At 67.7% G+C, this 25,651-nt stretch carries 23 protein-coding genes; 18 read left to right on the top strand and 5 right to left on the bottom strand.

Annotation, left to right across the window (positions count from 1 at the left end):
• Positions 1 to 77: 77 nt before the first annotated feature.
• From hisD (AB0H42_RS28575) to AB0H42_RS28565, 3 genes are read right to left on the bottom strand one after another with little or no spacing between them, the layout of a single operon-like run.
• The gene (gene hisD, locus AB0H42_RS28575) at positions 78 to 1,400 is read right to left on the bottom strand and encodes a histidinol dehydrogenase (protein WP_357061589.1); all 1,323 of its coding nucleotides are present in this window, start codon (positions 1,398 to 1,400) and stop codon (positions 78 to 80) included.
• Positions 1,391 to 2,125, bottom strand: coding sequence for an alpha/beta hydrolase (locus AB0H42_RS28570; protein ID WP_357061587.1), 735 nt, complete (start codon positions 2,123 to 2,125; stop codon positions 1,391 to 1,393). The genes hisD (AB0H42_RS28575) and AB0H42_RS28570 overlap by 10 nt, the downstream gene beginning before the upstream one ends.
• A 1-nt stretch (position 2,126) precedes the next feature.
• Positions 2,127 to 3,266 (bottom strand): cupin domain-containing protein, encoded by a 1,140-nt coding sequence (locus AB0H42_RS28565; protein ID WP_357061585.1) that lies wholly within the window; start codon positions 3,264 to 3,266, stop codon positions 2,127 to 2,129.
• Positions 3,267 to 3,582: 316 nt separating this feature from the next.
• On the opposite strand from AB0H42_RS28565, the gene AB0H42_RS28560 reads away from it, so the two are divergent.
• The 7 genes from AB0H42_RS28560 (at position 3,583) to AB0H42_RS28530 (ending at position 11,519) form a co-directional block, all read left to right on the top strand.
• The gene (locus AB0H42_RS28560) at positions 3,583 to 4,587 is read left to right on the top strand and encodes a LacI family DNA-binding transcriptional regulator (protein ID WP_357061582.1); all 1,005 of its coding nucleotides are present in this window, start codon (positions 3,583 to 3,585) and stop codon (positions 4,585 to 4,587) included.
• Positions 4,588 to 5,023: 436 nt separating this feature from the next.
• Positions 5,024 to 5,953 carry a sugar ABC transporter permease gene (locus tag AB0H42_RS28555; RefSeq protein ID WP_357061580.1) on the top strand — a complete coding sequence of 310 codons (930 nt, stop codon included), beginning with the start codon at positions 5,024 to 5,026 and terminating at the stop codon, positions 5,951 to 5,953.
• Positions 5,950 to 6,837, top strand: a complete 888-nt coding sequence (locus AB0H42_RS28550; protein ID WP_357061578.1) for a carbohydrate ABC transporter permease — start codon at positions 5,950 to 5,952, stop codon at positions 6,835 to 6,837. The genes AB0H42_RS28555 and AB0H42_RS28550 overlap by 4 nt, the downstream gene beginning before the upstream one ends.
• Entirely contained in the window at positions 6,834 to 8,222 is a 1,389-nt protein-coding gene (locus tag AB0H42_RS28545; protein WP_357061576.1) for a sugar ABC transporter substrate-binding protein, read from the top strand. Before AB0H42_RS28550 ends, AB0H42_RS28545 begins: the two co-directional genes overlap by 4 nt.
• Before the next feature lie 35 nt (positions 8,223 to 8,257).
• Complete coding sequence (locus AB0H42_RS28540) at positions 8,258 to 9,286, top strand: ester cyclase (protein WP_357061574.1); 1,029 nt, start codon at positions 8,258 to 8,260, stop codon at positions 9,284 to 9,286.
• 1 nt (position 9,287) lies between these two features.
• A complete protein-coding gene (ugpC, locus tag AB0H42_RS28535; protein WP_357061571.1) occupies positions 9,288 to 10,370 on the top strand; it encodes a sn-glycerol-3-phosphate ABC transporter ATP-binding protein UgpC in 1,083 nt (360 codons plus the stop codon).
• 165 nt (positions 10,371 to 10,535) lie between these two features.
• On the top strand, positions 10,536 to 11,519 hold the full coding sequence (locus AB0H42_RS28530) for an ester cyclase (RefSeq protein WP_357061569.1): 984 nt from the start codon (positions 10,536 to 10,538) through the stop codon (positions 11,517 to 11,519).
• Here the strand turns inward: AB0H42_RS28530 and AB0H42_RS28525 are convergent.
• Positions 11,513 to 12,454 carry a LysR family transcriptional regulator gene (locus AB0H42_RS28525; RefSeq protein WP_357061567.1) on the bottom strand — a complete coding sequence of 314 codons (942 nt, stop codon included), beginning with the start codon at positions 12,452 to 12,454 and terminating at the stop codon, positions 11,513 to 11,515. The genes AB0H42_RS28530 and AB0H42_RS28525 overlap by 7 nt on opposite strands.
• 72 nt (positions 12,455 to 12,526) lie before the next feature.
• Between AB0H42_RS28525 and AB0H42_RS28520 the strand changes: the two genes are divergently transcribed.
• From AB0H42_RS28520 to hisD (AB0H42_RS28480), 9 genes are all read left to right on the top strand, one after another.
• Entirely contained in the window at positions 12,527 to 13,990 is a 1,464-nt protein-coding gene (locus AB0H42_RS28520; RefSeq protein ID WP_357061564.1) for an amidase, read from the top strand.
• Positions 13,991 to 14,114: 124 nt separating this feature from the next.
• Positions 14,115 to 14,603 carry a DUF1269 domain-containing protein gene (locus AB0H42_RS28515; protein ID WP_357061562.1) on the top strand — a complete coding sequence of 163 codons (489 nt, stop codon included), beginning with the start codon at positions 14,115 to 14,117 and terminating at the stop codon, positions 14,601 to 14,603.
• 118 nt (positions 14,604 to 14,721) lie between these two features.
• The gene (locus tag AB0H42_RS28510) at positions 14,722 to 15,258 is read left to right on the top strand and encodes a hypothetical protein (RefSeq protein WP_357061559.1); all 537 of its coding nucleotides are present in this window, start codon (positions 14,722 to 14,724) and stop codon (positions 15,256 to 15,258) included.
• A gap of 156 nt (positions 15,259 to 15,414) precedes the next feature.
• Positions 15,415 to 17,325 (top strand): helix-turn-helix domain-containing protein, encoded by a 1,911-nt coding sequence (locus tag AB0H42_RS28505; RefSeq protein WP_357061556.1) that lies wholly within the window; start codon positions 15,415 to 15,417, stop codon positions 17,323 to 17,325.
• Between the two features lie 149 nt (positions 17,326 to 17,474).
• The gene (locus AB0H42_RS28500) at positions 17,475 to 18,749 is read left to right on the top strand and encodes a hydroxymethylglutaryl-CoA reductase, degradative (RefSeq protein WP_357061553.1); all 1,275 of its coding nucleotides are present in this window, start codon (positions 17,475 to 17,477) and stop codon (positions 18,747 to 18,749) included.
• A gap of 1 nt (position 18,750) precedes the next feature.
• Complete coding sequence (locus AB0H42_RS28495; RefSeq protein ID WP_357061551.1) at positions 18,751 to 19,713, top strand: hydroxymethylglutaryl-CoA lyase; 963 nt, start codon at positions 18,751 to 18,753, stop codon at positions 19,711 to 19,713.
• Between the two features lie 34 nt (positions 19,714 to 19,747).
• The gene (locus AB0H42_RS28490; RefSeq protein ID WP_357061548.1) at positions 19,748 to 20,239 is read left to right on the top strand and encodes a hypothetical protein; all 492 of its coding nucleotides are present in this window, start codon (positions 19,748 to 19,750) and stop codon (positions 20,237 to 20,239) included.
• Positions 20,236 to 21,615, top strand: coding sequence for a tripartite tricarboxylate transporter permease (locus tag AB0H42_RS28485; RefSeq protein WP_357061546.1), 1,380 nt, complete (start codon positions 20,236 to 20,238; stop codon positions 21,613 to 21,615). Before AB0H42_RS28490 ends, AB0H42_RS28485 begins: the two co-directional genes overlap by 4 nt.
• A gap of 389 nt (positions 21,616 to 22,004) precedes the next feature.
• Entirely contained in the window at positions 22,005 to 23,333 is a 1,329-nt protein-coding gene (gene hisD / locus AB0H42_RS28480) for a histidinol dehydrogenase (protein WP_357061543.1), read from the top strand.
• Positions 23,334 to 23,489: 156 nt separating this feature from the next.
• Here hisD (AB0H42_RS28480) and AB0H42_RS28475 read toward each other — a convergent pair whose 3' ends face one another.
• On the bottom strand, positions 23,490 to 23,825 hold the full coding sequence (locus tag AB0H42_RS28475; protein WP_357061540.1) for a hypothetical protein: 336 nt from the start codon (positions 23,823 to 23,825) through the stop codon (positions 23,490 to 23,492).
• 499 nt (positions 23,826 to 24,324) lie between these two features.
• Between AB0H42_RS28475 and AB0H42_RS28470 the strand changes: the two genes are divergently transcribed.
• Entirely contained in the window at positions 24,325 to 25,212 is an 888-nt protein-coding gene (locus AB0H42_RS28470) for a helix-turn-helix transcriptional regulator (RefSeq protein WP_357061537.1), read from the top strand.
• Positions 25,199 to 25,408 carry a DUF397 domain-containing protein gene (locus AB0H42_RS28465; RefSeq protein ID WP_357061535.1) on the top strand — a complete coding sequence of 70 codons (210 nt, stop codon included), beginning with the start codon at positions 25,199 to 25,201 and terminating at the stop codon, positions 25,406 to 25,408. Before AB0H42_RS28470 ends, AB0H42_RS28465 begins: the two co-directional genes overlap by 14 nt.
• Positions 25,409 to 25,651: the final 243 nt, after the last annotated feature.

Raw genomic sequence — 25,651 nt, 5'->3', positions numbered from 1 at the left:
CTCACGCTCTCCGGCGGCATCATCGACGACGCCGGGCCCCGCGCCACCTGTCACGGCGCGGCCGGCACCCGGATCGCTCACGAGTTCGCTCCGGCGTAGATGTTCCCGGCCCACGGCAGCTCCGCGCCCGCGTACTTGGCGGCCCGCACATCGCCCGACCGCGCATGGCCTTCGAACAGTTCGACGCGGGCGGCCCGGCCGCACACCTCACCGAGCCGCGCACTCGACGCCTGATCGACGACCTCGGAGTAGGTCACCGTCTTCAGGTATTTACCGACCCACAGACCGCCGGTGTAGCGGGCCGAGCCGCGGGTCGGGAGCACATGGTTGGTCCCGATCACTTTGTCACCGTAGGAGACGCAGGTGCCCTCACCGAGGAACAGGCCGCCGTAGTTGGTCATCTTCTCCAATGCCTCGCGCGGTGCGCGGGTCAGCACCTCGACGTGCTCGCTGGCATAGGTGTCGGCGAGTTCGTAGGCCTCGTCCAGCGAGCCGACGACGATGATCTCGCCGTGATCGCGCCAGGCCGGCGCCGCGAAATCGGCGGTCGGCATACCCGGCAGCAGCGTCTCGATATGGTCGAGGACCCGGCGGCCCAGCGTCTCGGAGGTGGTGATCAGTACCGCGGGCGAATCGGGGCCGTGTTCGGCCTGGGAGAGCAGATCGACCGCGACGACGAACGGGTCGGCGGCATCGTCGGCGATGATCAGGATCTCGGTGGGCCCGGCGAACAGATCGATCCCGACCTCGCCGAAGAGCTGCCGTTTGGCCTCGGCGACGTAGGCGTTACCCGGCCCGGCGAGCAGATCGACCCGGTCGATGGTCTCGGTGCCGCGCGCGAGCGCGCCGACGGCCTGGACACCGCCCAGCAGGTAGATCTCGTCGGCCCCGGCCAGATGCATGGCGGCGACGGTCGCCGCCGGGATCTCGCCCCGGATGGGCGGGGTGCACGCGGCCACGCTCGGCACCCCGGCGACCTTCGCGGTCACGATGGTCATATGGGCCGAGGCGGTGAGCGGGTAGCGACCGCCCGGCACATACGCGCCGACCCGGTCGATCGGAATATGTCTCTGCCCGAGGCGCACCCCCGGCAGCGTCTCGACCTCGAAATCGGTGAGCGAATCGCGCTGGTGCTGCGCGAAGGTGCGCACCTGCCGCTGGACGAATTCGATGTCCTCGACGACCTGGGCGGGCAGCGAGGCGATGATCTCCTCGATCCGGTCCGGCGAGAGCCGGAACGATTCGGGACTCCACTTGTCGAACTGCTCGGAGTACCTGCGCACCGCGGCGTCGCCGCCGAGCCGGATGTCCTCGAGGATCGCGGCGACACGTTCACCCACCTCCGAGCGATCCTGGCGGACCACTTCGGCCGAAACCGGCTTCTTCAGAACTATGGGCATGTCGACTCCTGTCGGATGGTTCGGTACCGAGCGACGGCCGGTAGCCAATCGCTCAGAAGATCGGAAATTCGGTGCGGTACTTCCCAAGTGCACAAATGACCGGCGCCGGCGATCGTCTCGTAGCGAGATCCTTCGATCGCCGCGGCGATGGCACGGTGGTATTCGCGAGGGCACAGGGCGTCGTCGTCCGCGGAGACGACCAGCGCCGGGCAGTGCACGGCACCCAGGGACGGGACCGAATCGAAACGGTCGGCCTGGGCGCGCAGCTGGCTCTGGAACCGGCTCGGCCCGACGCGCAGCGCCATAGCGACGAAGCGGTCGACCAATTCGGGTGTGCCGGACAGCTCGCCGAACATGGTGGGCGCGATGACCTCGCGCACCACGGTCTCGAACTCCCCGCGCGTGGTCCGGAAGGCCATATCGTGCCAGGACCGGTACTGGGTGGCGGTCGGGGCATGCGGATTCGTGGATACGGCGCAGAACCCCAGGATCCGGTCCGGCGCTCGGCGCAGCACCTCGAACCCGGCGATCGCGCCCAGGCTCAGGCCCGCCAGGACGAAGGGCCCGTCCACAGCGTTCAGCACCTGTTCGGCCATACCGGAGAGGGACGGCGCGTCGAGCGCACCGTGCACGGCGCGGAAGCCGGGTCCCGGCTCCACCTGCGCCCACAACTGCGCGTCGCACAGCATGCCCGGGACGAACACGACAGGGATATCGCCGGTCATCTCAGCGCTTCCGGCGCGGTACCAGCGCGTACGGCGCGAGGTAGCCGTTGTGATCGAGAGCGTCGCCGGCGTCGGCGGCCGCCTTGACGACCTCCTCGTCCCAGGTCAGCCGGACCCGGCCGTCACCGCTGTTGACCACGAGCATGAGCGCGGTCTGCCCGCCCACATTGCGCATCGACCGGTAGGCGCCGGCCGGAACCGACAGCATGTCCCACGCGCCCAGCCGGACCGTGCGGGCGTCGACGCCCCGGTTGAGGGTGACCTCCCATTCGCCGTCCTTGACCATCAGCACCTGACGCTCGGCATGCCGGTGCGCGGAGATGCCGGCGTCCGGTTCGGCGCGCAACCACGCGATGTTGTGCCCGTGCGGGTTGTGGATCCGCGGCACCTGGGTCGCGTCCTCGGTCATGCCGTAGCCGATCACCAGGCCGAGTTCGACCCCGCCGCCGGGCAGCGCGGAATCGAGCAGGGCGCGCCGGGACCATTCGATGTTCTCCGGGGTCGCGATCCGTTCCCCCATCTGTTCGACCGTGAACGGACGCAGCGCCGCGATCTGTTCGTCGCTGATCGGTTCGACCAGTTCGACGCCCTCCGGGATCTCGTCCCCGGCCACGGTGTCGACGAGCTTGTTGTCCGCGGTGAGGTAGAGGCCGTGACCCTTGGCGTCCTCGAGGACCGAGGGACCCCAGATGATCCCGCCGGTGTCGTCCATGCCGAGCGCGGTGAACAGGAAGCCGTCGTCGGGACCGATATTGGTGAAGCCGCGGAAGATCCAGGTCGGGATGGAGGCGATCTCACCTTCCCGGAGCACGAGTTCGCCCTGCTCCCCCTGCGCACCCCAGCGCAGCAGGTACTCCCCCTTGAAGCACAGGAAGACCTCGGCGGTGAAGTGCAGGTGCAGGTTGTTGGTGACCCCGTTGGGCATCGCGGCCGCGCCGATCTGGAAGCCGTGCGGTTCACGCAGGTTGACCACTTGACCGGCGCTCTGGCTCACGCCGCGCCCGATCATCGAGTAGTTCTCCTTGCGGTCCGACCCCGGTGTCCGGCAATCGATGAACGCCTGGTTGCAGGACACGAAGTCGGTGCGCCGGATGGTGTACCGGTCCAGATCCTCGGCGGTGACGGTGACTTCGGCAGACATCTGACCTCTTCTTCTCACGGTGGGCGCTCGGCACGAGCGGGCGGCGCAACCACACGGACGGAAATCGAAAATACAACGTTGATTTATACGTATGCATCGTGCCGGAACAGGTGCTCGGTGTCAACGCCGACCGGCGAATCGTGAGCGCCATCTGCCCCGTTTTCCCCGATCATGAGGGCTATTCGCCGGCTCGAGACGATCGGCGCCCTCGCTGGGAAGCAGACCACAGCAGACCCGCCCACATCGACTAAGATTCGTATTCACACAACCGCACCGGTCGCTTCCGCGGCGGCCGCGCACCCGATCAGGGAGATCCATGCCGATCACGAGCCGCGATGTCGCACGACTGGCAGGCGTATCGCAGCCGACCGTCTCGCGCGCGCTGCGCGGCGATCCACGGGTCGCCGCGGAGACCCGGGCCCGGGTACAGGAGGCGGTGGCCGCCCTGGGTTATGTGCCCAGCGAAGCCGGACGCAGCCTGGTGACCCGCCGGACCAGACGGATCGGAATCGTGGTCAGCGATCTGACCAACCCCTTCTATCCGCATCTGCTCGGCCCGCTGCACGACGAACTGGAGCAGCACTCCTACCGGATGATGGTGTTCACCGAGCGGTCGGACAATCAGGTTCCGCTCGAACAGCTGGTGGACGGCTCCATCGACGGAGCGGTCCTGCTGACCAGCAATATCGACTCCCTGCTCCCGGGTGAGCTGCAGCGCCGCCGGTTACCGTTCGTCTTCCTGAACCGCGAGAGCACCCCACACACCGCCGACGCCGCGGTGGTGGACAACGAACTCGGCGGGCGCCTGGCGGCGAATCATCTCACCGACCACGGTCACCGCCGGATCGCCGGCATCTTCGGCCCCGCCACCACCAGCACCGGACGCGACCGGGAGACCGGGTTCCGCGCCGCGCTCGCCGAGGCGGGCATCGCGTTGCCGAGCGTGTTCACCCGCCGGGGCCCGTTCGAATTCGAGACCGGCTACCGGGCGATGCTGGAACTCCTCGATGCCGACCCGCGCCCGACAGCGGTGTTCTGCGGTAACGACGTCATCGCGATCGGGGCGCTCAACGCGGCCCTGGCCAGGGGCGTTAGCATTCCTGGGGACATCGGCATCATCGGCTTCGACAATATTCCGATGGCCGAGTGGGAGGCGTTCCGCCTCACCACCGTGGGTCACGACCTCGACGCGATGGCCGCGGCGGCCGCGCGCCTGCTCGTCGAGCGTCTCGAAAAAAAGAACAGCGACGACGACCCGCGCCGCCTCGTCATGACACCGCAGCTGATCGAACGCGCCACCGTTTCCGCCCCGCGCCCGTAAGAGCCGACCGGTCGGCGCCGTTCCCGGTGCCCGACGCCGGTCGTCCCGGCGTGGGTCCGGCATGCCTCTTACCGGTTCGTGCATACGTATCATGACCTCGCCGGATCAGGCCCTCGCTACCCCGATCCGGAGAGCCGGCACAACGGCTCACCGGGCTGTTCCGGTCCTAGTGGAAGCGGCAAGTACGAGATGACGGGTAGGTAAATCTTACCCGGCCGACGGAATACGACCCCTTGTCATTCGGGAATACATACGCATACACTCACCGGACACTGAGAGCCGCGTTACACCGCGCCGCCTCCCCCTCCCTCTCCCCCGTCCTGTGGGATCACAATCCGAAGGAGTTCAGAGTGAAGCCGAGCCGCCCCCACCGGGCCGAGCCACTCGCCGACCCCGGCGCCCCGACCTCCTGTCCGCCGCGGTCGTGGGTCCGGCGATGACGGCCACCACCGCGCCCCCCACCCGGCCGGGCCGCCGCGGACACTCCGCTTGGCGCCGGATCGGCGTGCCGTACGCGCATCTCGCCCCCGCCCTCGTAGCCATCGTCCTCACCACGATCTACCCGCTGGGCGTCGCCCTGGTGAACAGCTTCCGGCACTGGCGGGTGAACGAGACCCGCGAACCCGAGCAATTCGTGGGATTCGCGCAGTACACCAAGGCGCTGACCGACGACACCTTCCACAACGCGGTCTGGGTGACCGTGCTCTTCACCGTCATGTCGGTGGTGCTGTCGGTCGGGCTGGGCCTGGTCATGGCGCTGATCCTGAACAAGGCGACCTGGTTGAACGGCCTCGCCAAGGCGCTGCTCATCCTGCCGTTCGCCATCGCCCCCGCGCTCAAGGGCTACTCCTGGCGGTTCATGTTCAACCCCGACTACGGCGTCTACGACGACATGCTCGACACCCTGCTGCCGTTCACCCGGGATATCAACTGGCTCGGTGAACCGTTCTGGGCGCTGGTCGTGGTCACCCTGAGCGAGATCTGGGGCTGGGCGCCGCTCATCGCGCTCATGTTCCTGGGCGGCCTCGGTTCCATCTCACCGGAGATCCGCGATGCCGCGCGCGTCGACGGCGCCAACGCCTGGCAGGAGTTCTGGCGGATCAAGTTCCCGCTGCTGCGGCCGCTGATCCTGATCGTCGTATTCCTCAAGGCCGTCTGGTCGGTGAAGATGTTCGACCAGGTCGTCACCACCACGGGCGGCGGGCCGGGCCGGGCCACCGAAACCCTGAACTTCTTCGCCTACGAGCAGGGCTTCACCTTCCTCGACATCGGCTACGCCTCGGCCGTCTCGTGGATCCTGGTCGTCGTGCTGGGCGTGCTCGCCACCGGATACCTGATCCTCATGGGTCGGCAGGAGCAGAAATGACCGACACCCTCGAATCCGTTCCCACCGCCGCGCCACCGGCTCCGAAGGCGGTCCGCCGCGGTCCCTCGCTGCTCGGTCGGACAGGCAGTCTGCTGCGACTGCTGGGCACCCTCGCGATCCTGTTCTTCGTGATGTTCCCGATCCTGTGGCTCACGCTCACCGCGTTCAAACCGGATCGTGAGGTCTTCTCCACCTCGGTGCTGTTCCGGCCTTCGCTCGACAACTTCCGGGCGATCATCGGCGGGCAGAACGATCTGGTGGGGCCGATGTGGAACAGCATCATCATCGCCGTGGTCACCACCGTGATCGCGGTGCCGCTGTCCATGCTCGCCGCCTACGGTTTCTCCCGGTACAGATTCCCCGGCGCCAAACCGATCCTGCTGGGCATCGTCGCGACCCAGTTCATCCCGGGCGTCGCGATCGCGCTGCCCTTCCTGACCATGTACCGCGACCTGGGCCTACTCGACACCCATCTCGCGCTGATCGTCACCAACCTCGCCATCGTGGTGCCCTACAACACCTGGTTGCTCAAGGGCTTCGTCGACGGCCTGCCCATCGAGATCGAGGAGGCCGGCCGGCTCGACGGCTGCGGCCAGCTCGCCCTGCTGTGGCGGGTGGTCACCCCGCTGGCCGCACCGGGCATCTTCGTGGGCGTGGTGTTCTCGTTCCTGCTGGCGTGGAACGAATTCCTTTTCCCGACCTTCCTGGCCCGCAGTAACGCGGTCACCCTCCCGGTCTCGCTGATGACGCTGGATCAACCCGACGGCGTGCTGTGGGGCCAGATGGCGGCAGCCGGCCTGCTGGTGATGGTGCCGATGATCGTCCTGGCGACGCTGGTGCGCAAGCACTTCGCGCAGGGCATGACCCTAGGAGCAGTCAAGTGAGGGTGCTGTCCGGACCACGGGAACACAAGAGAAGGGGACGCGGCGTCCTGGCCCTGGTCTTCGCGACCGTGGTGGCCGTCCTGGCCGGTGGCTGCACCAGCGCACCGGAGACCAAGAATCTGATGGACCAGGTCGCCCAGGCGCCGGTGGGGCCGGACGGCCTGCTCGACGGCAAGCCCTACGACGGCACCACGATCCGGCTGCTCACCTGCTGCGCGACCGTGCCCCAGTTCGCCGCGCTGCACCAGCGAACCACGGAGTTCACCGAACGCACCGGGATCCGGGTCGAATGGTCGAACATTCCGTACGCGGCCTACCTGCAGAAGATCGTGGCCGAGAGCGCCATCGGCGGCGGCACCTACGACGCACTCATCTGGCCGGACGCCTGGGGCCCGTCGCTGAAGATCGGGGTCCAGCCGTTGAACGAGGTCATGGACGCCCACGGGGTGACCATGGACGATTTCTCCGGCCCGTTCAGAGAGGCTGCGGCCGCCGGTGATCCGGAGGAAACCTACGGGATGCCCCTGCGCGGTTTCTCCTACAACCTCTTCTACCGCAAGGACATCTACGCGAGACTGGGTCTGGAACCGCCCACGACGTGGGACGAGTACTACCGCCAGCTCGAGACGCTCGAGAAAGCCATTCCGGAATATCCGGTGGCCGGTCAGTTCAACCGGCGCAACGGCCAGAACCTGAACACCTGGCTGTCCATGCTGTGGAGCAACGGCGCGGAACTCCTCGACGAGAACGGCCGGGCGGCATTCGACACTCCTGCGGGAGTAGCCGCCACCGAGAAGTACCTGGAGTCGTTCCGCGCGGGCTACAGCCCGCCGGAATCCTCGAACTGGGGCGAGCTCGAATCCACCAAAGCCTTTCAGAACGGCGATGCCGCCACCGTGTTCACCTGGTCCTGGCATCTGGAGGATTTCGTGAATCCGACGAAAGCGGCTCCCGAGCTGACCGGCAATGTGGGCGTGGCGCCGATGCCGGGCTTCCCCGGGCACGAGGCGCAGAGCTATGCCTACACCTGGCTGGCCGGCGTCATGAACACCTCGAACAACCAGGGCGCGGCCTGGGAGTACGTGAAGTGGATGACCGACGCGGAGACCGAACGCACCATCACGCTCGACAAATCGTCGCCGGCGACGAGCACCGGGATCACCATGCACGACTCCAACATGCTCGATCCCGCGGTCAACGCGGCCAACAACGACCTGCCCCGGTTGCAGTACGAGGCACTGCAGTCCGCCCGCGCCATCCCGATGGACCTCGACTGGCCCCGGATCATGGATGTCCTGGCCGTGGCCGTCAGCAATATGGCCAACGGCGACGACGTGCGCGCGCAACTCACCGACGCGGCACGCCGGATCGACGAGCTCGACTGAGCGATCACCTTCGCTTCCACACGAAAGCCGAATGTATGACTTTGAAAGACAGTGCCTTCCTGCCCTATGCCGATCCGGAGGAGTTCATCGTCGAATGGACCGACCGCATCTGGGTGCAGCGCGGGGTCGGACTGATCAGGCAGAACTACGCCCCCGACGCGATCGTGCACGGCGCGTACGGTACCGGGGTCGGTGTGGAGCCCGTGGTCGCCTCCACCCTGGCCAAGATCAGCGCCTTCCCGGACCGGGTGGGCCAGGCCGAGGACGTGGTGTGGGAGGCCCGCGGTGACGACGCGTTCCTCAGTTCGCATCGCATCTTCAGCAGCGGTACGAACTCCAAGCACACCGGCTACGGCCCGCCCACCCATCGCCGGTTCTCGCACCGGACCATCGCGAACTGCCGCTATCGCAACGGCGTGATGGAGGAAGAGTGGGTGATCCGCGACGAACTCGCGGTGGTCCAGGACCTCGGCCTGGATCCGTTCGAGGTGGCGCGCACCCTCGCCTTCCGCGGTTTCACCGGCTCGGCCACTCGCGAAAAGGCGGTGCAACCCCTCACCGCCGGCGATTCGGGCGCCCGCCCCGGCACCCACCGCGACGAGTGCGCCTTCGTCCTGGACATGTTCGACACCGTGCTGGGCCAGGCGATGTTCCACCGCATCGACGAGTACATCGCCCGCGACATCACCTGCCACACCGTCGGCAACCGCACCCTCACCCGGCCGCGGAACTACCAGGAATCGTGGATGGACCTGCTCGCGCCCTTCCCCGACGCCCGGATCGAGGTGCGCGACATCGTGGCCCACGATTCGGCGCCGCACGGCGGGCTGCGGGTGGGTGTCGTCTGGTGGCTCACCGGTACCTACTCGGGTCTGCCCGTTTTCGGCCCGGTCACCGGGTCCCGGGTCGAGATTCTCGGGTCCTCGCAGTTCCGGCTGCGCGAGGGCCGCATCGTCGAGGAGTGGCGGGTCTACGACCAACTCGCCGTCCTGGCCCAGCTCGCCCGCGCCCGCGGCGACGAACCCACCGCGGCGGCGGCCGCCTCCGCTCCGGAAAGGCAGTGACATGGCAGAAGTCAGTTACCAGAAGGCGACCCGCCGCTACGCCGGGTCCGACAGCGCCGCCGTCGACCGCCTGGACCTGGATATCGCCGACGGCGAATTCCTCGTACTGGTCGGACCGTCCGGCTCGGGTAAGACCACCGCGCTGCGCATGCTGGCCGGGCTGGAGGACGTGGACGACGGGTCGATCTCCATCGGCACCCGCGATGTCACCTTCGTCCAGCCGAAGGAACGCGATATCGCCATGGTGTTCCAGTCCTATGCGCTGTACCCGCATATGACCGTCGGCGACAATATGGGTTTCGCGCTGAAGCTGAAGGGCGTACCCAAGGACACCATCCGGCAGAAGGTCGCCGACGCGGCGAAGATGCTGGACCTCACCCCGTTCCTCGATCGCAAACCCAAGGCGCTCTCCGGCGGGCAGCGCCAGCGCGTGGCGATGGGCCGGGCGATCGTGCGCGATCCGGCGGTGTTCCTGATGGACGAGCCGCTGTCGAATCTCGATGCCAAACTGCGCGTGGAGACCCGCGCCAATATCGCCTCATTGCAGCAACGGCTGGCCACCACTACGGTCTACGTCACCCACGATCAGGTCGAGGCCATGACGATGGGGCATCGGGTAGCGGTGCTGAAAGACGGTGTGCTGCAACAGGTGGCGACACCCCGCCAACTCTACGACCGTCCGGCCAATGCCTTCGTGGCGGGTTTCATGGGCTCACCCGGAATGAACCTGTCCACCTTGAGAGTGTGCGCCGACGGGGTCGAGATCGGCGATTGCACCGTCCCGGTGGCACGGTCCGCGGTCGCGGATCTGCGCGAGATCGTGTGCGGGATCCGGCCGGAGACACTGCGGTTGATCGGCGAAGAAGACGAGGGCTTCGCACTCACCGTGGAACTGGTCGAGGAACTGGGCGCGGATGCGTATGTCTACGGCACCGTGCTGAGCCCGTCCGGACCGCATCGCGTGAATGTGCGGGTCGACGGCCGGACCCCGCCGCGGATCGGGGAGACGGTACGCGTCGGTGTACGCAACCACGGGGAAGTTCATCTGTTCCATCCGGAAACGGGCGCTCGTCTGGCGGCCTGAGCTGTTCTTTCACCGCGCGCCGGCCGGGCTGTGTCCTGGCCGGCGCATTGCGCTGCCCGCACCCGGCACGGCTTCCGACGCGCGGGCGCGGTTCCCGGATATCCTGCCCAAATAGCCGGATCCCCGCCCTTCCCTGGTGATGAATACGTATGTATTCTGAGCGTCATGCCACTCGATCCGATTGCCTATCAGCCCTACGCCGACCCCGACGACTTCATCCGTGAGGTCACCGATCACATCTGGATCGAGCGCGCGATCGGCCATATCAACGACAACTACGAACCGGATTCGATCGTGCACGGCGTGTACGGCACCTCCACCACCGCACGCGAGGTGATCGAGGGGACGCTCATGCGGATCTCGACCACCCCGAACCGGGTGGGTCAGGCCGAGGACATCGTCTGGGAGGCCCGCGGCGACGATGCGTTCCTCAGCTCGCACCTGGTCCTCGGCACCGACCGGGAGAACCTCGAGTACCGTAGCCGCAATATCGCCAACTGCCTCTACCGCCGCGGCCGCATGGTCGAGGAATGGGTGGTCCGCGATGCCCTGTCGGTGGCCCGCCAGCTCGGTCAGGATCCCGACGAACTGGCCCGGCGCCAGGCGTTCCGCGGATACAGCGGGTCCATGGCCGCTCCGGCTCCCGCTGATGTGATCGCCGAAGGCGGCAGCGGCCCGCGCCCGGACGAGTTCCGCCCCGAGGTGGAGATGGTGCTCGAGTTCATCGAGTCGGTCTGGAACAACCGCGAACTGGAGCGCGTCGAACAGTTCTGGATCCGCGATCTGTGGCTCAACACCATCGACGACCGCACCATCGCCCGGCCCGAGGGCTACCGTCGCGCCCTGATGCGGATGCTGCGACCCTTCCCCGGCGGCACCTTCGACATCCGGGATGTCGCGGCCAACGATTCACCCCGCTACGGCGGCCTGCGCATCGCGGTGACCTGGAAGTTCGCCGGAAAATACCACGGGATCGCCGATTACGGCCCACTCACCGGCTCGCCGGTCGAGATTCTGGGCATCTCGCAGTTCCTGGTCCAGTCCGGCAAGATCGTCAAGGAAACGCGGATCTACGACGATATCGCCACCCGCTCGCAGATCTACGCCCATCGCGGCGACGAACCGTACGTGAGCCAGAACATCTACTGATCGCCGTCCGGGTCGCCGTCGCGCGCCGGGGCGACGGCGACCCGATTGCGCAGCAGCATCTGCTGCGCCAGCCGCGCCAGCTCTCGCGTCGCCGGCGACAGCACTCCCGATTCCCGCTGGACCAGCGCGATGGTGTCGTACAGCGGCGGCGCGAAACTCACCACCCGCACCTCGGCCGGGCACGCGGAGCTGGTCGCGACGGCACGGGAGATGATGGTGTCCCCGATCCCCCGGCGCACCAGCCCGAGTGCCGATTCCACCTGTTCCACCTCGATCAGCGGTTCGATCCGGTGACCCGCGAGCTGGGCCCGTTCGGCCAGTTGGCGGCGGGTCGGTTCCTTCCATCCGTAGTGCGCGTCGTAGAGGATCACCGTGGCGTGCGCGAACTGTTCGATGGTGACCGCGCTCGCCACGCGCTCCGGTGCGGCGGAGGCGTAGAGCACCTCGTCCCGGACCAGCGGGGTCACCCGCAGCCCCTCGGCATCGATGGGCAGCACCACCAGACCGGCTTCCAGCCGGCCCTCGGCGACCTCCGCCGCGACCTCGACCGAGTTCATCCCCACCAGCCGGATCCGCACCTCCGGAAACCGGCGATGGAACTCCTCGGCCAGATCGGACAGCAGATAGTACGAGGCATTGCGGAGCACGCCGAAGGTGGCTACACCGCCGGTCAGCGACCGCACCGATTTCAGCGCCGCGACTCCGCCGTCGGCCGCCGCCAGCGATTGCTCGGCATGTGGCAGCAGGGCGACCCCGGCGGCGGTCAGCACCAGTTTGCGGCCGCCGCGGACGAACAGGATGGTCCCGTATTCGTCCTCGAGTGTCCGGACGAGTTCGGAGACCGATGCCTGGGCGATGCCCAGCGATTTGCCGGCGGCGGTGAACGTCCCGGTCCGGGCCGTGACGAGAAACGCGCGCAGTTGCCGGAGAGTCACAGGGTGATCCTATGCGACGAGCAGTCACTACCCGGGTTGTCCGAGGCCACCGCGGCTCCTAGGTTCTAGTTCGTGACCCTCTCGCCCTGGCAGACCTACAGCGTCGCCGACCTCCGCCGGATCATGGCGGACAGGGCCGTGAGCAGCGAGGAGGTCGCCCGCACGTACCTGGACCGGATCGACCGCTTCGACCGCGCCGGATCCCCGCCGCTGAACTCCATCGTCGATATCGACCGCGCGGCGATCGAGCACGCGCGCGCCCGGGACCGCGAACGGGCGGCGGGCCGGGTCCGCGGCCCGCTGCACGGTATCCCGTTCGTGGTGAAAACCAATATCGCCGCGACCGGACTGCCGGCGACAGCGGGCAATCGCGGGCTCGCCTCCTACCGGCCCCGCACCGACGCCGCCGTGATCCGCGAACTCCGGGCCGCCGGCGCGATCGTCCTCGCCTCCGCGAACATGTCGGAATTCGCCTGGCACGGAACATTCACCGAGAGCTCGATCCGCGGTATCACCGCCAATATCTTCGACACCGCGCGCAGCGCCGGCGGGTCGAGCGGCGGGAGCGCGGTGGCGGTGGCCGCGGGTTTCGCGCCGATCTCCCTCGGCACCGATTCCTGTGGCTCCGTGGTGGGACCGGCGGTCCACGCCGGACTCGTCGGCTTCCGGCCCTCCGGTGGCGCGGTCGGCCGGAGCGGTGTCATCCCGCTGTCCCCGTCCCAGGATGTCGTCGGCCCGATCGGCCGGACCGTGCGCGATATCGCGGAATTCGCCGATGTAATGACGGGTGGGCGGCATTCCTGGCTCGCCGGAGTGGCGGAGACCGATCTCGCGAAACTTACTGCCACCTTCCTGACCTGGCCTTTCGATACACCATCCGGCCATTCCGCACCGCGCGACCACGACGACCGATCCGCTCGATTACGGGCACTCGCCGACCACACGATAGACACGCTCACTCGTGAATTCCGGCTGCGCCGCACCGAGTTGCCCGAGCTGGATGCCGCTTTCGCCCGTGACGTCCTCACCGACAGCGGATGGACGGACGCACGGGATTCGATCGACCTGTTCCTCGAACGGACCCCGGCCCGATACGAACCGGCCGCCGGCGCCCGGCCGGGATCCCGGCCCACCTTCGCCGATCTGCTCACCGCGACGGCCCTCGACCGGGACACGGCCGCGGCCTGGCTGGCGGCGCCGCCGATACCGAACCCGGCCCACGACATGGCCCTGGCGAAACAGCGCGCCGGGCGCCGGGCGCTCACCGAACTGCTCACCCGCCGCGGCGTCGACGTGCTCATCTACCCCACGAGCCCCGATATCGCCCACCCCGGCTGGGCCGGGACCGCCGCGGCCGGCATCGCCTCGAACACCGGCGCGCCCTCGGTGCAGGTACCCATCGGCGAGGTCGCCGGTCTCCCCGTCGGCCTGACGGTCACCGCGGCCCCCGGCCGGGACACCCGCGCGCTGGCAGTCGCGGCGGCCCTGGAGGCGGTCGTGACGAACGCGGTACGCCCGCCCCGAATCGGAAGTTGAGGCCGCACCGTTCGCGGAGTTCTCCGGCGACCTGGTCTCTCACCCGTAACGGGTGAGGAACCGGCGTGCGACCGGCCCTAGGGTCGATCCGGAAGCGTACTCACCCTTGATGAAGGAGCCGGAGATGGCCGGTACGTTGACCGTCTGGAAGTTCCCCACCGCCACCGGCGCCGATACCGCCGTATCGACCTTGGATGATCTGCAACGCCGCGAGTTGATCACCGTGCAGGACGCGGCCGTGGTCAGCTGGCCGGCGGACGCGAAGAAACCCAAGACCCGCCAGTTACACAGTCTGGCCGGGCTCGGCGCACTGGGCGGCGCGTTCTGGGGCCTGCTGTTCGGGTTGTTGTTCTTCATCCCCCTGATCGGTGCCGCGATGGGCGCGGGTCTGGGCGCGATGTCGGGGTCGCTGGCCGATATCGGTATCGACGACGACTTCATCAAAGAGGTGCGCGACAAGCTCACCCCCGGCACCTCGGCGCTGTTCGCGTTGACCTCCGATGCCACGGTGGACCGGGTGCACGAGGCGTTCCACGGCCAGTCGGCGGAGTTGATCTCCACCAACCTGTCCCATGAGCAGGAAGCCAAGTTGCGCGAGGTCTTCGCCGACTGATCTCCGGCTCCCGCCCCGCAGGAGTGCCTGTGAACGCTTATCCACCGATTGCCGGGCGCGGGATGGTGGGCGGTCCGCAGACCGCGGCGCCGGTGTCCTCGGCCGGGACGATTCGGTGATGGATTCCGACCTGACCACTGTGCTGCACGGGCCGCTGTTCTCCCGCCGGACTCCACTGGACCGCGATAACGCCGCCGGCCGGATCAGCGCCTACATCTACGGCAACATCCTCGTGCTCACCGCCCTCGTCCCCGTCGTCACCGCCGAGAAACACCTCGGCATCCTCATCGTGGCCGGCACCGCCGGCTCCACCTTCCTGGCCCACAGTTTCGCCGAAACGGTCGCCCGCACCGTCCGCGAACAACACACCGCCACGGTCGCCGACCGGGTCCGTGCACTCCGCAATTCGGTACCGATCCTCACCTCCGCGGTGCTGCCCTGCGCCGTCCTCGCCGCCGGCTGGCTGGGCTGGCTCCAACCCCGGACCGCGCAGATCTTCGCCGAACTGGTCATCCTCGTGCGTATCGGCGGGATCGTCTTCGTCATCGGCAGACTCCGCGGCCGGCATCCCACCCGCGCCACCGTGATCACCGCGCTGCTGCTCACCCTCGCCGCCGCCCTCGTCGTGATCGTCAAGATCGCGCTGACCCATTGAGGCCGCCCCACGCGACCCGCCGACACCGCAGCCAGGACCTTGTGCGCTTGCGGCGGAAAGCCTTCGATGGCATCACCGGCGAGGTGGGCGCGGCACCCGGCAGCGGTCGCGGGGAGCGCATCGAGCCGGGCCGGTGGACACGGGCAGTCTGTAACCATGAACAGCAGTGACCTCGCCCGTATCCTGCCCGAGGTTCTTCGCGCCGTCACCCGCGGCGAACCGGATATCACCACCCTGGCGACATCGCTGACCGAACTGGGACTCGACGCCGGCGCGGTAGGCGATATCGTCGACCACGCACGTCGCGACCGGGCCGAGGTCACGCGCCTACGGCGCCGCGAACAGGAGCTCACTGCGCTGTTCTCCAGTGCCCGCGATCTGGCCGAGGTGCGTGATATCGATGCGCTGCTGGCCAGGTTGGTGGCGCGCGCCCACGAGATGATGGGCACCGATGTGACTTATCTGTCGGAGTTCGACGCCACCACCCGCGACCTGCACGTCCGCAAGACCATGGGGGCGGTGACCCCGCAATTCCAGGACCTGCACGTCCCCGCCGGAACGGGACTGGCGAGCCGGATCGCCGATACCCGGTCGGCGCAGTGGGCGCCGCGGTACAGCGAGTACGCGGGAGGCACCCACGAGCACACCATCGACGATGCCGTCTTCGCCGAGGGGATCATCTCCATCCTCGGCGTGCCGATGCTCTCCGACGGCACCGTACTCGGCGTGCTCTTCGCCGCGACCCGGCAGGAACACCAGTTCACCCCCGAAGAGATCGCGCTGCTCTCGGCGCTGGCCGACCACGCCTCGGTGGTGTTGCAGACCGCGAACATCCTCACGCAACTCCGGGAGTCGCAGGACCGCACCCGCGGCGCCCTGGAGAAATTGACCGCGCACCTGGAAGCACGCGATCGGTCGAGCGCGGTCCACCAGGAACTCGTCCACGCCGTCCTGTCCGGCGGCGGCTTCACACAGGTCGCGCATACCTTGGCGGCGGCGCTGGACCGGCGGGTGACGATCATCGACGCCGACTCCTTCTCGCTCGCCGCCTCCGCGGACCAGGAGCATACGCCGGTGAGTCTGTCCCCGGATGTGCGTGCCGCGATAGCGCTGAGTCGGGCGAGCGGGCACTGCCGGTCTGTCGCCGACAACAGATCGGTCGAGGTGGTTGCCGCCGTCACCGCCGGTGAACTCCACTTCGGGGCGCTGCTGCTCAGCCCGGGCAGTGTGGAACTCGGTCCGGTGGAGCGACGCACGATCGAACGGGCGGCTCAGGTCGCCGCTCTGCTGGCCCTGCAACAGCGGGCGGTCACCGACGCATCCCGCCGTGAGCGCGGCGAACTCATCGCCGATATGCTGCATTCATCGCCGGAGCGACGTCGCGGTATGGACCAGCGGGCGCGCAACCACCGCCTGACGTTGTCCGAACTACGTACGCTGCTCATCGTCGATGTGCCGCCGGCCCGGCGGTCCGGGGCCGAACGCGCCGCCGCGGGTTTCCTCGGCCGCGGCGGGTTGGTGGGTGAGCACGCGACCACCATCACGGTGATCGGATCGGCTGTCGATCCAATGGCCTTCGCGAACGATCTGCGAAGACATCTCATCGGCACACTGGGGGCCCCGGTGCTGGTCGTGGCCCCGCCGCGGGCCACCGCGCCCGACGAGCTCCCGGACCTGTTCCGCACAGCGCAGCAGACCGTGCGCCTGCTGACCGGGCTGGGCATCGACGATCGCGCGGTCGCCACCGACGCCTACGCCCCGTACACCGTCCTGTTCGGCGCCAACCCGCAAGCCCTGCAGTCCTTCCTCGATCTCACCATCGGTCCGGTCGTCGACTACGACGCCCGGCACGGCACCGATCTGCTCACCACACTGCGCACCTTCGTACGGCACGAGGCAAGCCCGACGAAGACCGCGCGAGCGCTGAACTACCACCCCAATACGATCCTGCAGCGCCTCGACCGCCTCAAAGCCCTGCTCGGAGCGGATTGGCGCCAGGACGAACACCTCTTCCGTATCTCGCTCGCCACTCGGCTGGACGAGTTGCGTTCGGTATCCCGGCTATGAACAGCAAATGTGCCCTAAACACACTGAAACCGCTGTTTCATGTGGTCAGACCACATGTCGCGGGTTACAGCGCGGTCGTACCGTCGGACCCGGCAAATGTTCGATCGGGGCCGCGGATACCGCGCCCCCGCGATGTGGAGGGCGGCACAGTGACCGTGAACAGCAGGATTCCGGGATTCAAGGACTCGTCCGTCGAGCAGCGCCGCTCGGTGGTTTCCGAGCGGACCGGGGTAGCTGTCGCGGAGCTGGACGTTCTCGAACCCACGCACGGCCTGGACACCGAACATGCCGATCACATGATCGAAAATGTGATCGGGGTGCTGGGTATTCCGGTCGGCATCGCCACCAACTTCCGGATCAACGGCCGAGATTATCTGGTCCCCATGGCCACCGAGGAGCCGTCGGTCGTCGCCGCGGCGAGCAATGCCGCACGGATGGCCCGCGAGCGAGGCGGATTCTTCACCTCCGGCACCGGTCCGGTGATGCAAGCGCAGATCCAGCTACTGGACCTACCCGATCCCGAGGCCGCGCGCCTGCGCATACTGGAACAACGCTCGACCGTCGTGGACCTCGCCAACGAGCAGGACCCGACCCTGGTCCGGTTCGGCGGCGGCGCGACAGACCTCCAGGTGCGTCTGGTACCGACGCGAACCGGCACGCATGTCGTCGCGCATCTGGTGGTCGATGTGCGCGATGCGATGGGGGCCAACGCGGTCAACACCATGGCCGAGGCCATCGCGCCCCGGCTCGCGGCCATCGCCGGCGGGCGGCCCCTGCTGCGCATCCTCACCAATATGGCCGACCGGCGAATCGTGCGGGCCCGCGCCGTCTTCGACCGTGATCTGCTGGGCGGAGAGCAGGTCGTCGACGATATCGTGCACGCCTCCGCGCTCGCCGAAGCCGACCCCTACCGTGCCGCCACGCACAACAAGGGCATCATGAACGGCATCACCGCCGCGGTGCTGGCCTCCGGCAACGACACCCGCGCCGTCGAAGCCGGGTGTCACTCCCACGCCGTCGGTCCCGAGGGGCGGTACACGGCTCTTTCGCACTTCGAGAAGACCGCCGACGGACATCTGACCGGCACGCTGGAGGTGCCGATGGCGGTCGGTCTGGTGGGCGGAGCCACCAAGGCCCATCCCGTCGCGCAGGCAGCGATCAAGATCCTCGGCGTGGCGTCGGCCACCGAACTCGCGGAGGTCGTGGTCGCGGTGGGACTGGCCCAGAATCTCGGCGCCTGCCGCGCCCTCGCGGCCGAAGGCATCCAGCGTGGCCATATGAGCCTGCATGCCCGTACCGTCGCGGTCACCGCCGGAGCGCGCACCGCGGAGCTCGACGCTGTCGTCGCGCAGCTCATCCAGGACAGGAACATTCGCGTCGAGCACGCCGAAAAGGTGCTCGCCGACCTGCGGAACCGGAGCTGAGATGGCGCCCGACACCGAGGCCGGCCGCCGGCCCACACCGCACGTCCACCGCAGGCCGGATCTGCCGGCCGCGGTCCGGGTCTACGAAGTCGGCCCCCGCGACGGTCTCCAGGCAGAATCCACTGTGGTACCGACACCGGCCAAAGCCGAATTCTGCCGGCGGCTCGCCGCCGCGGGGGTGTCGGCGCTCGAGCTCACGAGCTTCGTCTCACCGCGATGGATCCCGCAGCTGTCCGATGCCGAGCAGCTGCTGGCCGTCCTGGACCTGCCCAGCGATATCCGCCGGGTGGTGCTGGCACCGAACCGCCGCGGGCTCGACCGGGCGTTGGCCGCCGGCGCCACGGAACTCGCCGTATTCGTGAGCGCGACCGAGACCTTCGCGGACAAGAACCTGCACACCACCGTCGACGGCGCGATCGAATCCGCAGGCCCCGTAGTGCGCGGCGCCGGAGCACAGGGGCTTGCCACGCGCGGATACATTTCGATGTGTTTCGGGGACCCCTGGGAGGGCGCTGTCGACACCTCGGCCGTCGCCGATATCGCCGAACGCCTCCTCGACATGGGGGTGGCCTCGATCTCGCTGGGCGACACCATCGGGATCGCCACACCCGGACACGTCCTCGACCTCCTGGAAACCCTGTGCGCCCGCGGTATCCGCCCGGAGATCACGGCGATGCATTTCCACGACACCTACGGCCAGGCGCTCGCGAACGTCTATGCCGCCCTGAGCGCCGGGATCACCGAGTTCGACAGCGCCGCCGGCGGCCTGGGTCGCTGCCCGTATGCCGCCGGAGCCACCGGAAATCTCGCCACCGAGGACCTGGTGTGGATGCTGCACGGCCTCGGTATCGCCACCGGTATCGATCTGGACATGCTCACCGCGACTTCCCGGTGGATGTCGACCATCATCGGTCGGCCCAGCCCTTCGCGAGTGGTCCGCGCCCTCACCGCCTCGACATCCTGACCTGCCCGACCCCCTCGACACCGACGGAGTACCCATGCCCACCCAACCCCCGCCGACCGCGGCAGTGCCACCGGTCGACCCGCCCACCGCAGAGCCGGCCTCCGGCCGCGAACATCCGCAGTACCTGGAGGTATGGGGTGATACCGTCGTCGGTCGCCACCTCGCCGTATCCGTGGTCATCGGCATCGGCGTGAGCCTGTCCGCACTTCTGCTGTCGGAGCGAGCCTTCTCTTCGTTCGTAGCGAACGACTCGCTCGCCGACGCCTACGCGCTCCTGGTGGGGATCGCCGGATGTGTGATCGCCGGTCTGATCTGCGGGCGACTTTTCCGTCCGAAGCGGATCGTGGTCACCGAGGTGTCCGAAGACGCGGCCGTCGGCGAGGTCATCGCCGCACTGCGCGAGGAACGACAGGGGCTGGGCTCGCTCGATGATCTGCCCGCACACACCCGGCGTGAACTCGACGAACTCGGGTTGAGCCGGCGGTTCACCGAAGCCGAACACTCCACCACCGGGACAGTGTCATGAGTTCGATCCTCACCAGCGATATCGCGCTGGCCATCATGCTCGCCGTGGTCGGCGCGATCGTCTTCTCCTTGATCGGAATGGTTTCGGGTACCGACGAAACCGCGACCATCGCCCCGCTGACCCTACTGGTGATTCTGCTCGGCGCTCCCCCGGCAGGCGTGTTCACATTCTTCCTCGCCGGAGCCGTGGCCAAACATATGACGCATGCGGCGCCGACCACACTCCTCGGTATACCCGGGGACACGATGGCGGTTCCGCTCATGCGCGAAGCGCGAATGCTGCGCGCGCTGGGCGTACCCCATATCGCGCTCCGCAAAGCGATCTCCGCGGCCCTGATCGCCGCGGTGATAGCCGTCCCCGCCGCCGTACTGTTCGCCGTGCTGCTGGCCCCGGTCGCCGACACGGTCCAGTCCGCCGCCCCGTGGTTGTTCCTGCTGGCCGCCATCGGCATCGCCTACGCGTCGCCCGGGAAATGGGCGGGCGTGCTCGCGCTCGTACCGTTCGTGGTCCTCATCCTCGGTCTCAAACAGCTCACGGCGTCCTACGATGTCGCGCTCAACATCAGTTACTTCCTCGGCATCGCCGTCGGACCGCTGATCGCCGACCTCTTCTTGTCCTTGGGACCACAGGGACGTGCCGAGATGGCGCGCAAGGAGCCTGCGACGGTATGGCTCGCACCCGACGTCAAGACCTGGAAGGGCTACTTCCCCAATCCCTTCCGGATCCTCGACCGTGGACAGACCGGCTACGTCGCGGCCACCGCCACCGTTTCCAGCGCCACCTTCGTTTTCAGCCCGGTCGCCATGACGGTCCTGATGGGTGAAGTGGTCGGGAGCCGCGTCAAACACGGCTACCGCCGGCTCACTTCGGTAATCGCTGCCCGCAACGGCACGACCGAATCCACCTATATCGCCGAAGCCCTGATCCCCCTCATCGCCTTCGGACTGCCGCTGAGCCCGGTCGCCGCCGGGCCCGCCGCCCCCTTGTTCAACGCGCCACCGGTTTTCACCACCGACGACGGCAATGGCAATATCGACAACCTGTCCACCGCACTCACCAGCACCGAATTCCTGCTCTACGGACTCGCTGCCGTCGCGGTGGCCGGCCTCATCGCCTACCCCTTCGCGATGAACTTCGCGCATCGGGCCGCGACCGTCGTCGTGCGGTTCGTAAGCCACGAAGCCATCATCGCCGCCTTCGCCGGACTCGTCGTGGTGATCAGCGTGTGGGAGGGCGGGATTCTGGGACTCGCCGTGACACTCACGGTCGGTCTCGTGGGCGGCCTGCTGTGCCGGTTCTTCAAGATCCACGCCGGAGTGTTGTTCATGGGTTACTACGTCGCGGTACTGACGATCCCCGCGGTGCTCGCACTCTGAGCGAGCGCCGACCCGCTCCGGCAGTGCCGAGGGTTCCGCCGCCGTCACCGACCACGGTTCCGGCGGCGGATCCACCGGCCACCCAGCATCTCCCCCAGTCCACACCGATTCCGGTGTCGTGGCCGAGCATATTCCGACAGGGCATCATCGAGGCCGGCGGAATCGCCTCCGCCGAACGGGCTCGTGTCGCCGGCGGACTTCGCGGCCGGCATCCACTCCCACGCCACCGTGATCCCCGCGACGCTGCTCCCTCGTCGGCGCCCTCGTCGTGGTCGTCGGCACCGCCCTGCCCACCGATCACCCCGCGGTGTCTCCATAGGATTTCCCTGTGCAAATCCCAGGATAGAAACGGGTTGTCCATTGCCCGAGCCCGCCATACCGTCGAATCCATGAAGTTCACCCCCGCCCGCCTCGCCGAACTCGAAGGCTCCTTCCAGATCCTCAAGCGCCCCGCGCTGGATCGCCCGGCCGCCCAGCGCGACCCGAAGGTCATCGCGACCGTCTCGGAGATGCTCTCCACGATCGAACAGGGGGGCCTCGACGCGGTGCTGTCCTACGCTCGCGATCTCGACGGCTTCACCGCAACCCAGGTCGAACTCGGCGCGGCCGAACTGGCGCGGTCCGGCGATTCGCTGTCGCCCGAGCTGCGGACGGCGCTGGAACTGGGCCACGAACGGACCAGCGGGTTCGCCCGGGAAACCCGGTCGCATCTGGTCGATTTCGAGACCCGCCCGGCGCCCGGCCTGACCACCGGCGTGCGCTATGTACCGATCTCCCGGGTCGGCGCCTATGTCCCGGCCGGCCGTTTCCCGCTGCTCGCCGGGGCGTTCATGACCGTCGGTGTGGCCAAGGTGGCCGGGGTCCCGACCGTGCTCGCCTGCACTCCCCCGCGCCGCGACGGCACCGCCGACCCCGCCGTGCTCTACTCCTGCCATCTCTCCGGCGCCGACCGCGTCTACGTGCTGGGCGGTGTCCAGGCGCTGGCCGCCATGGCGTTCGGCCTGCTCGGTGAACCGTCGGTCGATATGCTCGTCGGCGCCGGCAACGCCTATGTGGCCGAGGCCAAGCGGCAGCTTTTCGGCAAGGTCGCCATCGACCTGCCGGCCGGCCCGTCCGAGGTCGCGGTGATCGCCGACGAGACCGCCGATCCGGCCACCGTCGCCGCCGATCTCCTGGGTCAGGCCGAACACGGCACCGAATCGCCCGCCGCCCTGGTCACGACCTCGCGGCAGCTGGGTGAAGCGGTGATCGCCGAGGCCGACCGGCAACTGGAAACCCTGAAGACCCGCGATATCGCCGGACCGGCCTGGCGTGACTACGGGTCGGTGACCTGGGCCAAGGACGCCGCGACCGCCGCGGCCCTGATGGACGACCTCGCACCCGAGCACCTGGAGGTCCAGACCGCCGACGACGAGTACTACCACAACACCCTGCACAACTACGGCTCGATCTTCCTGGGCCGCTGGAGCACGGTGGCGTACTCCGACAAGGGCATGGCGGGCACCAATCACGTACTGCCGACCGCCGGTGGCGCCAAGCACAGCGCGGGCCTTTCGGTCTCCCGCTTCCTCAAACCGCTCACCTACCAGCGCGTGGAACGGTCGGCCACCCCCGAGGCGGCCGGTGCCGTCGAAACCATTTCGCAGTACGAAGGTATGGCCGCTCACGAGGCGACCGCGACCATCCGTCTCAACGCCTACCGGACCGGCGAGGCCTGAGATACGCCCCGGCCGCAGGCCATCAGCCCGTGCGCGTAACCGGAGTGCCCCCACCTCGCATCCGGCGGATGGGGGCACGCCGATTTTCGAGTTCAGGGCCACCAGAGCGCGACCGTGAGCCCCAGCAGACCCAGCGTCATCTGCATCAACGTCAGGTCAGCCATCCACCGGCCGCCCCCGCGAAGCCTCGGCACCGCCCCAGCGGTGACCGCGCGGGTAGAGCCGTATCGGGGTGATCAGTGCCGCGTGCTCGGTGACCGACTGCCGCACCGATTCGGCGTGTTCGAAACCGGGTACGACCACTGCCCGCGCATCGAACTCGCTCGCGTGCCGGGCCAGCGCCAGCACGGTCACCAGCGGACGCGCGTCGGTGTACACCGTGTACACGAGTCGATACCCGTGCCGCCGCGCCAGCTCGTGCAGATCCACGGCAGGCGTAGGAACATCACGCCTGACCAGCCCGATCGCGGTCGGATTCTCAGCAGTGACCACGCGGGCCTCCCGCATCCGCGCACCAGCGCCGCATCGCGTACGCGATGAACTTCAACTTTTCGATCGCCGGCAGCACCACCGCGGGCCCGTCCGGAATCCGCGTGACCCCGGGTGTGCGGGCAGGTAGCCGTCCCGAACGCGCTTCGCTCGGCCGACCGCACCGTAATCCTGTGACATACATGGGTTATCCACCGCTCCTGGCTAGTCTTGGCGAGCACCCGGCGCAGGGTCCAACAGGACATCAGCGACCAAACTGTGAACGTTGGACCACCAGTTCGCGGCGCTCCTGGCGTTGATCTGGTGTCCCCCAGTGATTACGAGGGGTGGCCTGCGCCGGGTGCATTCTCAGTAGACAAAAGCCCCAGCGGGTTTGGAAGCTTCCGGCATCTCAATTACTGAGAAATTCTGCAATATTCCAGTTTTCGCCCTCCGCGCATTCCAGTTCGAGGCACACTGCCTTCCAGTGCGGGATGTGGAGGCCCGCGTAATGGGGAGTGGGATGGCAGACAGGGAGACCGACAGCACTTTCGCGCGACGGATGCTGGGACGGCAGCTACGACACCTGCGCGAGACTTCGGGAGTCAGCGTCCAAACGGCCAGGCAGGCCATCGGGGTGGGTCATCAGACTCTGTGGCGCTTGGAGACCGGGCAGTCCACGCGGATCTCGGCGTTGCAGGTGCGGGAGCTGTGCCGAATCTACAAGGCGCCCGATGAGGTTACGGACGTACTACTCGAACTACTGGGCGGACTGTCGTACAAGTCGTGGTGGCATGCCTATCGCGAGGCGGTACCAAAAGATTTCGACCTCTACCTAGGTCTGGAGGTTGCGGCCAGTCGATTCCTGACCTACGCCCCGATCCTGCTTCCAGGGCTGGTCCAGACCCAGCCATACCGGCGGGCAATGATCTGGGTATCGAATCCGGGGATGCGCACCGTAGAGGTAGAACAACATATCGAGATCGCAACCCGCCGCCAGTCACGGGTGCACGATGATCCCAGCCTGGTAGTAGAGGTCCTGGTGAGCGAGGCTGCCTTACGGCACCGGATCGGGGGGCCCGCGGTGATGGCCGAGCAACTGGAGTATCTCGCCGAGTTGAGCGAGCTTCCCAATGTGTCGGTCAAGGCCATCCCATTCACTGCTACCCACGTCGGCCTCGACGCAGGATTGTTCGTCCTGCTGGAGTTCCCACCGCATCGAACACCGTGGCTCTCAGAGCCGCCGGTTGTGTACGTTCAGGGCTACACCAGCGACCAATATCTCGAGCGGCCGGAGGAAATCGACCGATATCAGATGGCTGCCGCCGACATCAGGCGCGTCGCGCTCGATGAAGGCCGAACCCGAGACCTGGTGCACAAGATAGCGAAGGAGCACCATGAACAGCGCTGACCTACCCGAGGCCCAGTGGTTCAAGAGCAGCCGAAGTTCCGGCACCAAGGAGTGCGTTGAAGCAGCGCATTTGAGCGAAGGTTTCGTCGGCGTGCGCGACTCGAAGGATCCGACCGGCCCCGCTCTGGTCTTCACCCCTGGTGAGTGGGACGCCTTCCTGGCGGGCGCGAAGTCCGGAGAATTCGACCGGCCGTAGCCCTCGACCAACGAAACACCGTCCCGGGGCTGGTCGCTCGGTTGCCGCAACTGGCCTCGAGACGGGGTCGTGACGGCGACCGACTCGTTTCCGCTTCCGGCCGACCCACCCATGCACCTCGGCTTTCTCGTTCAGCTGATGCCGACGGGACCGCGTCCTGAATACGCGGATCGCACTGAGCCAGTAGATAAGTCAGAGACTGCGAGTAGTTTCGCAGCCATGCCCGCCCAACCGTCGAACCCG

Source organism: Nocardia sp. NPDC050799 (genome assembly GCF_040654015.1).
In the GTDB taxonomy this organism is placed as follows: domain Bacteria; phylum Actinomycetota; class Actinomycetes; order Mycobacteriales; family Mycobacteriaceae; genus Nocardia.
Note: the sequence above shows the minus strand (reverse complement) of the source record. Positions and strands in the feature narration are given on the sequence as shown.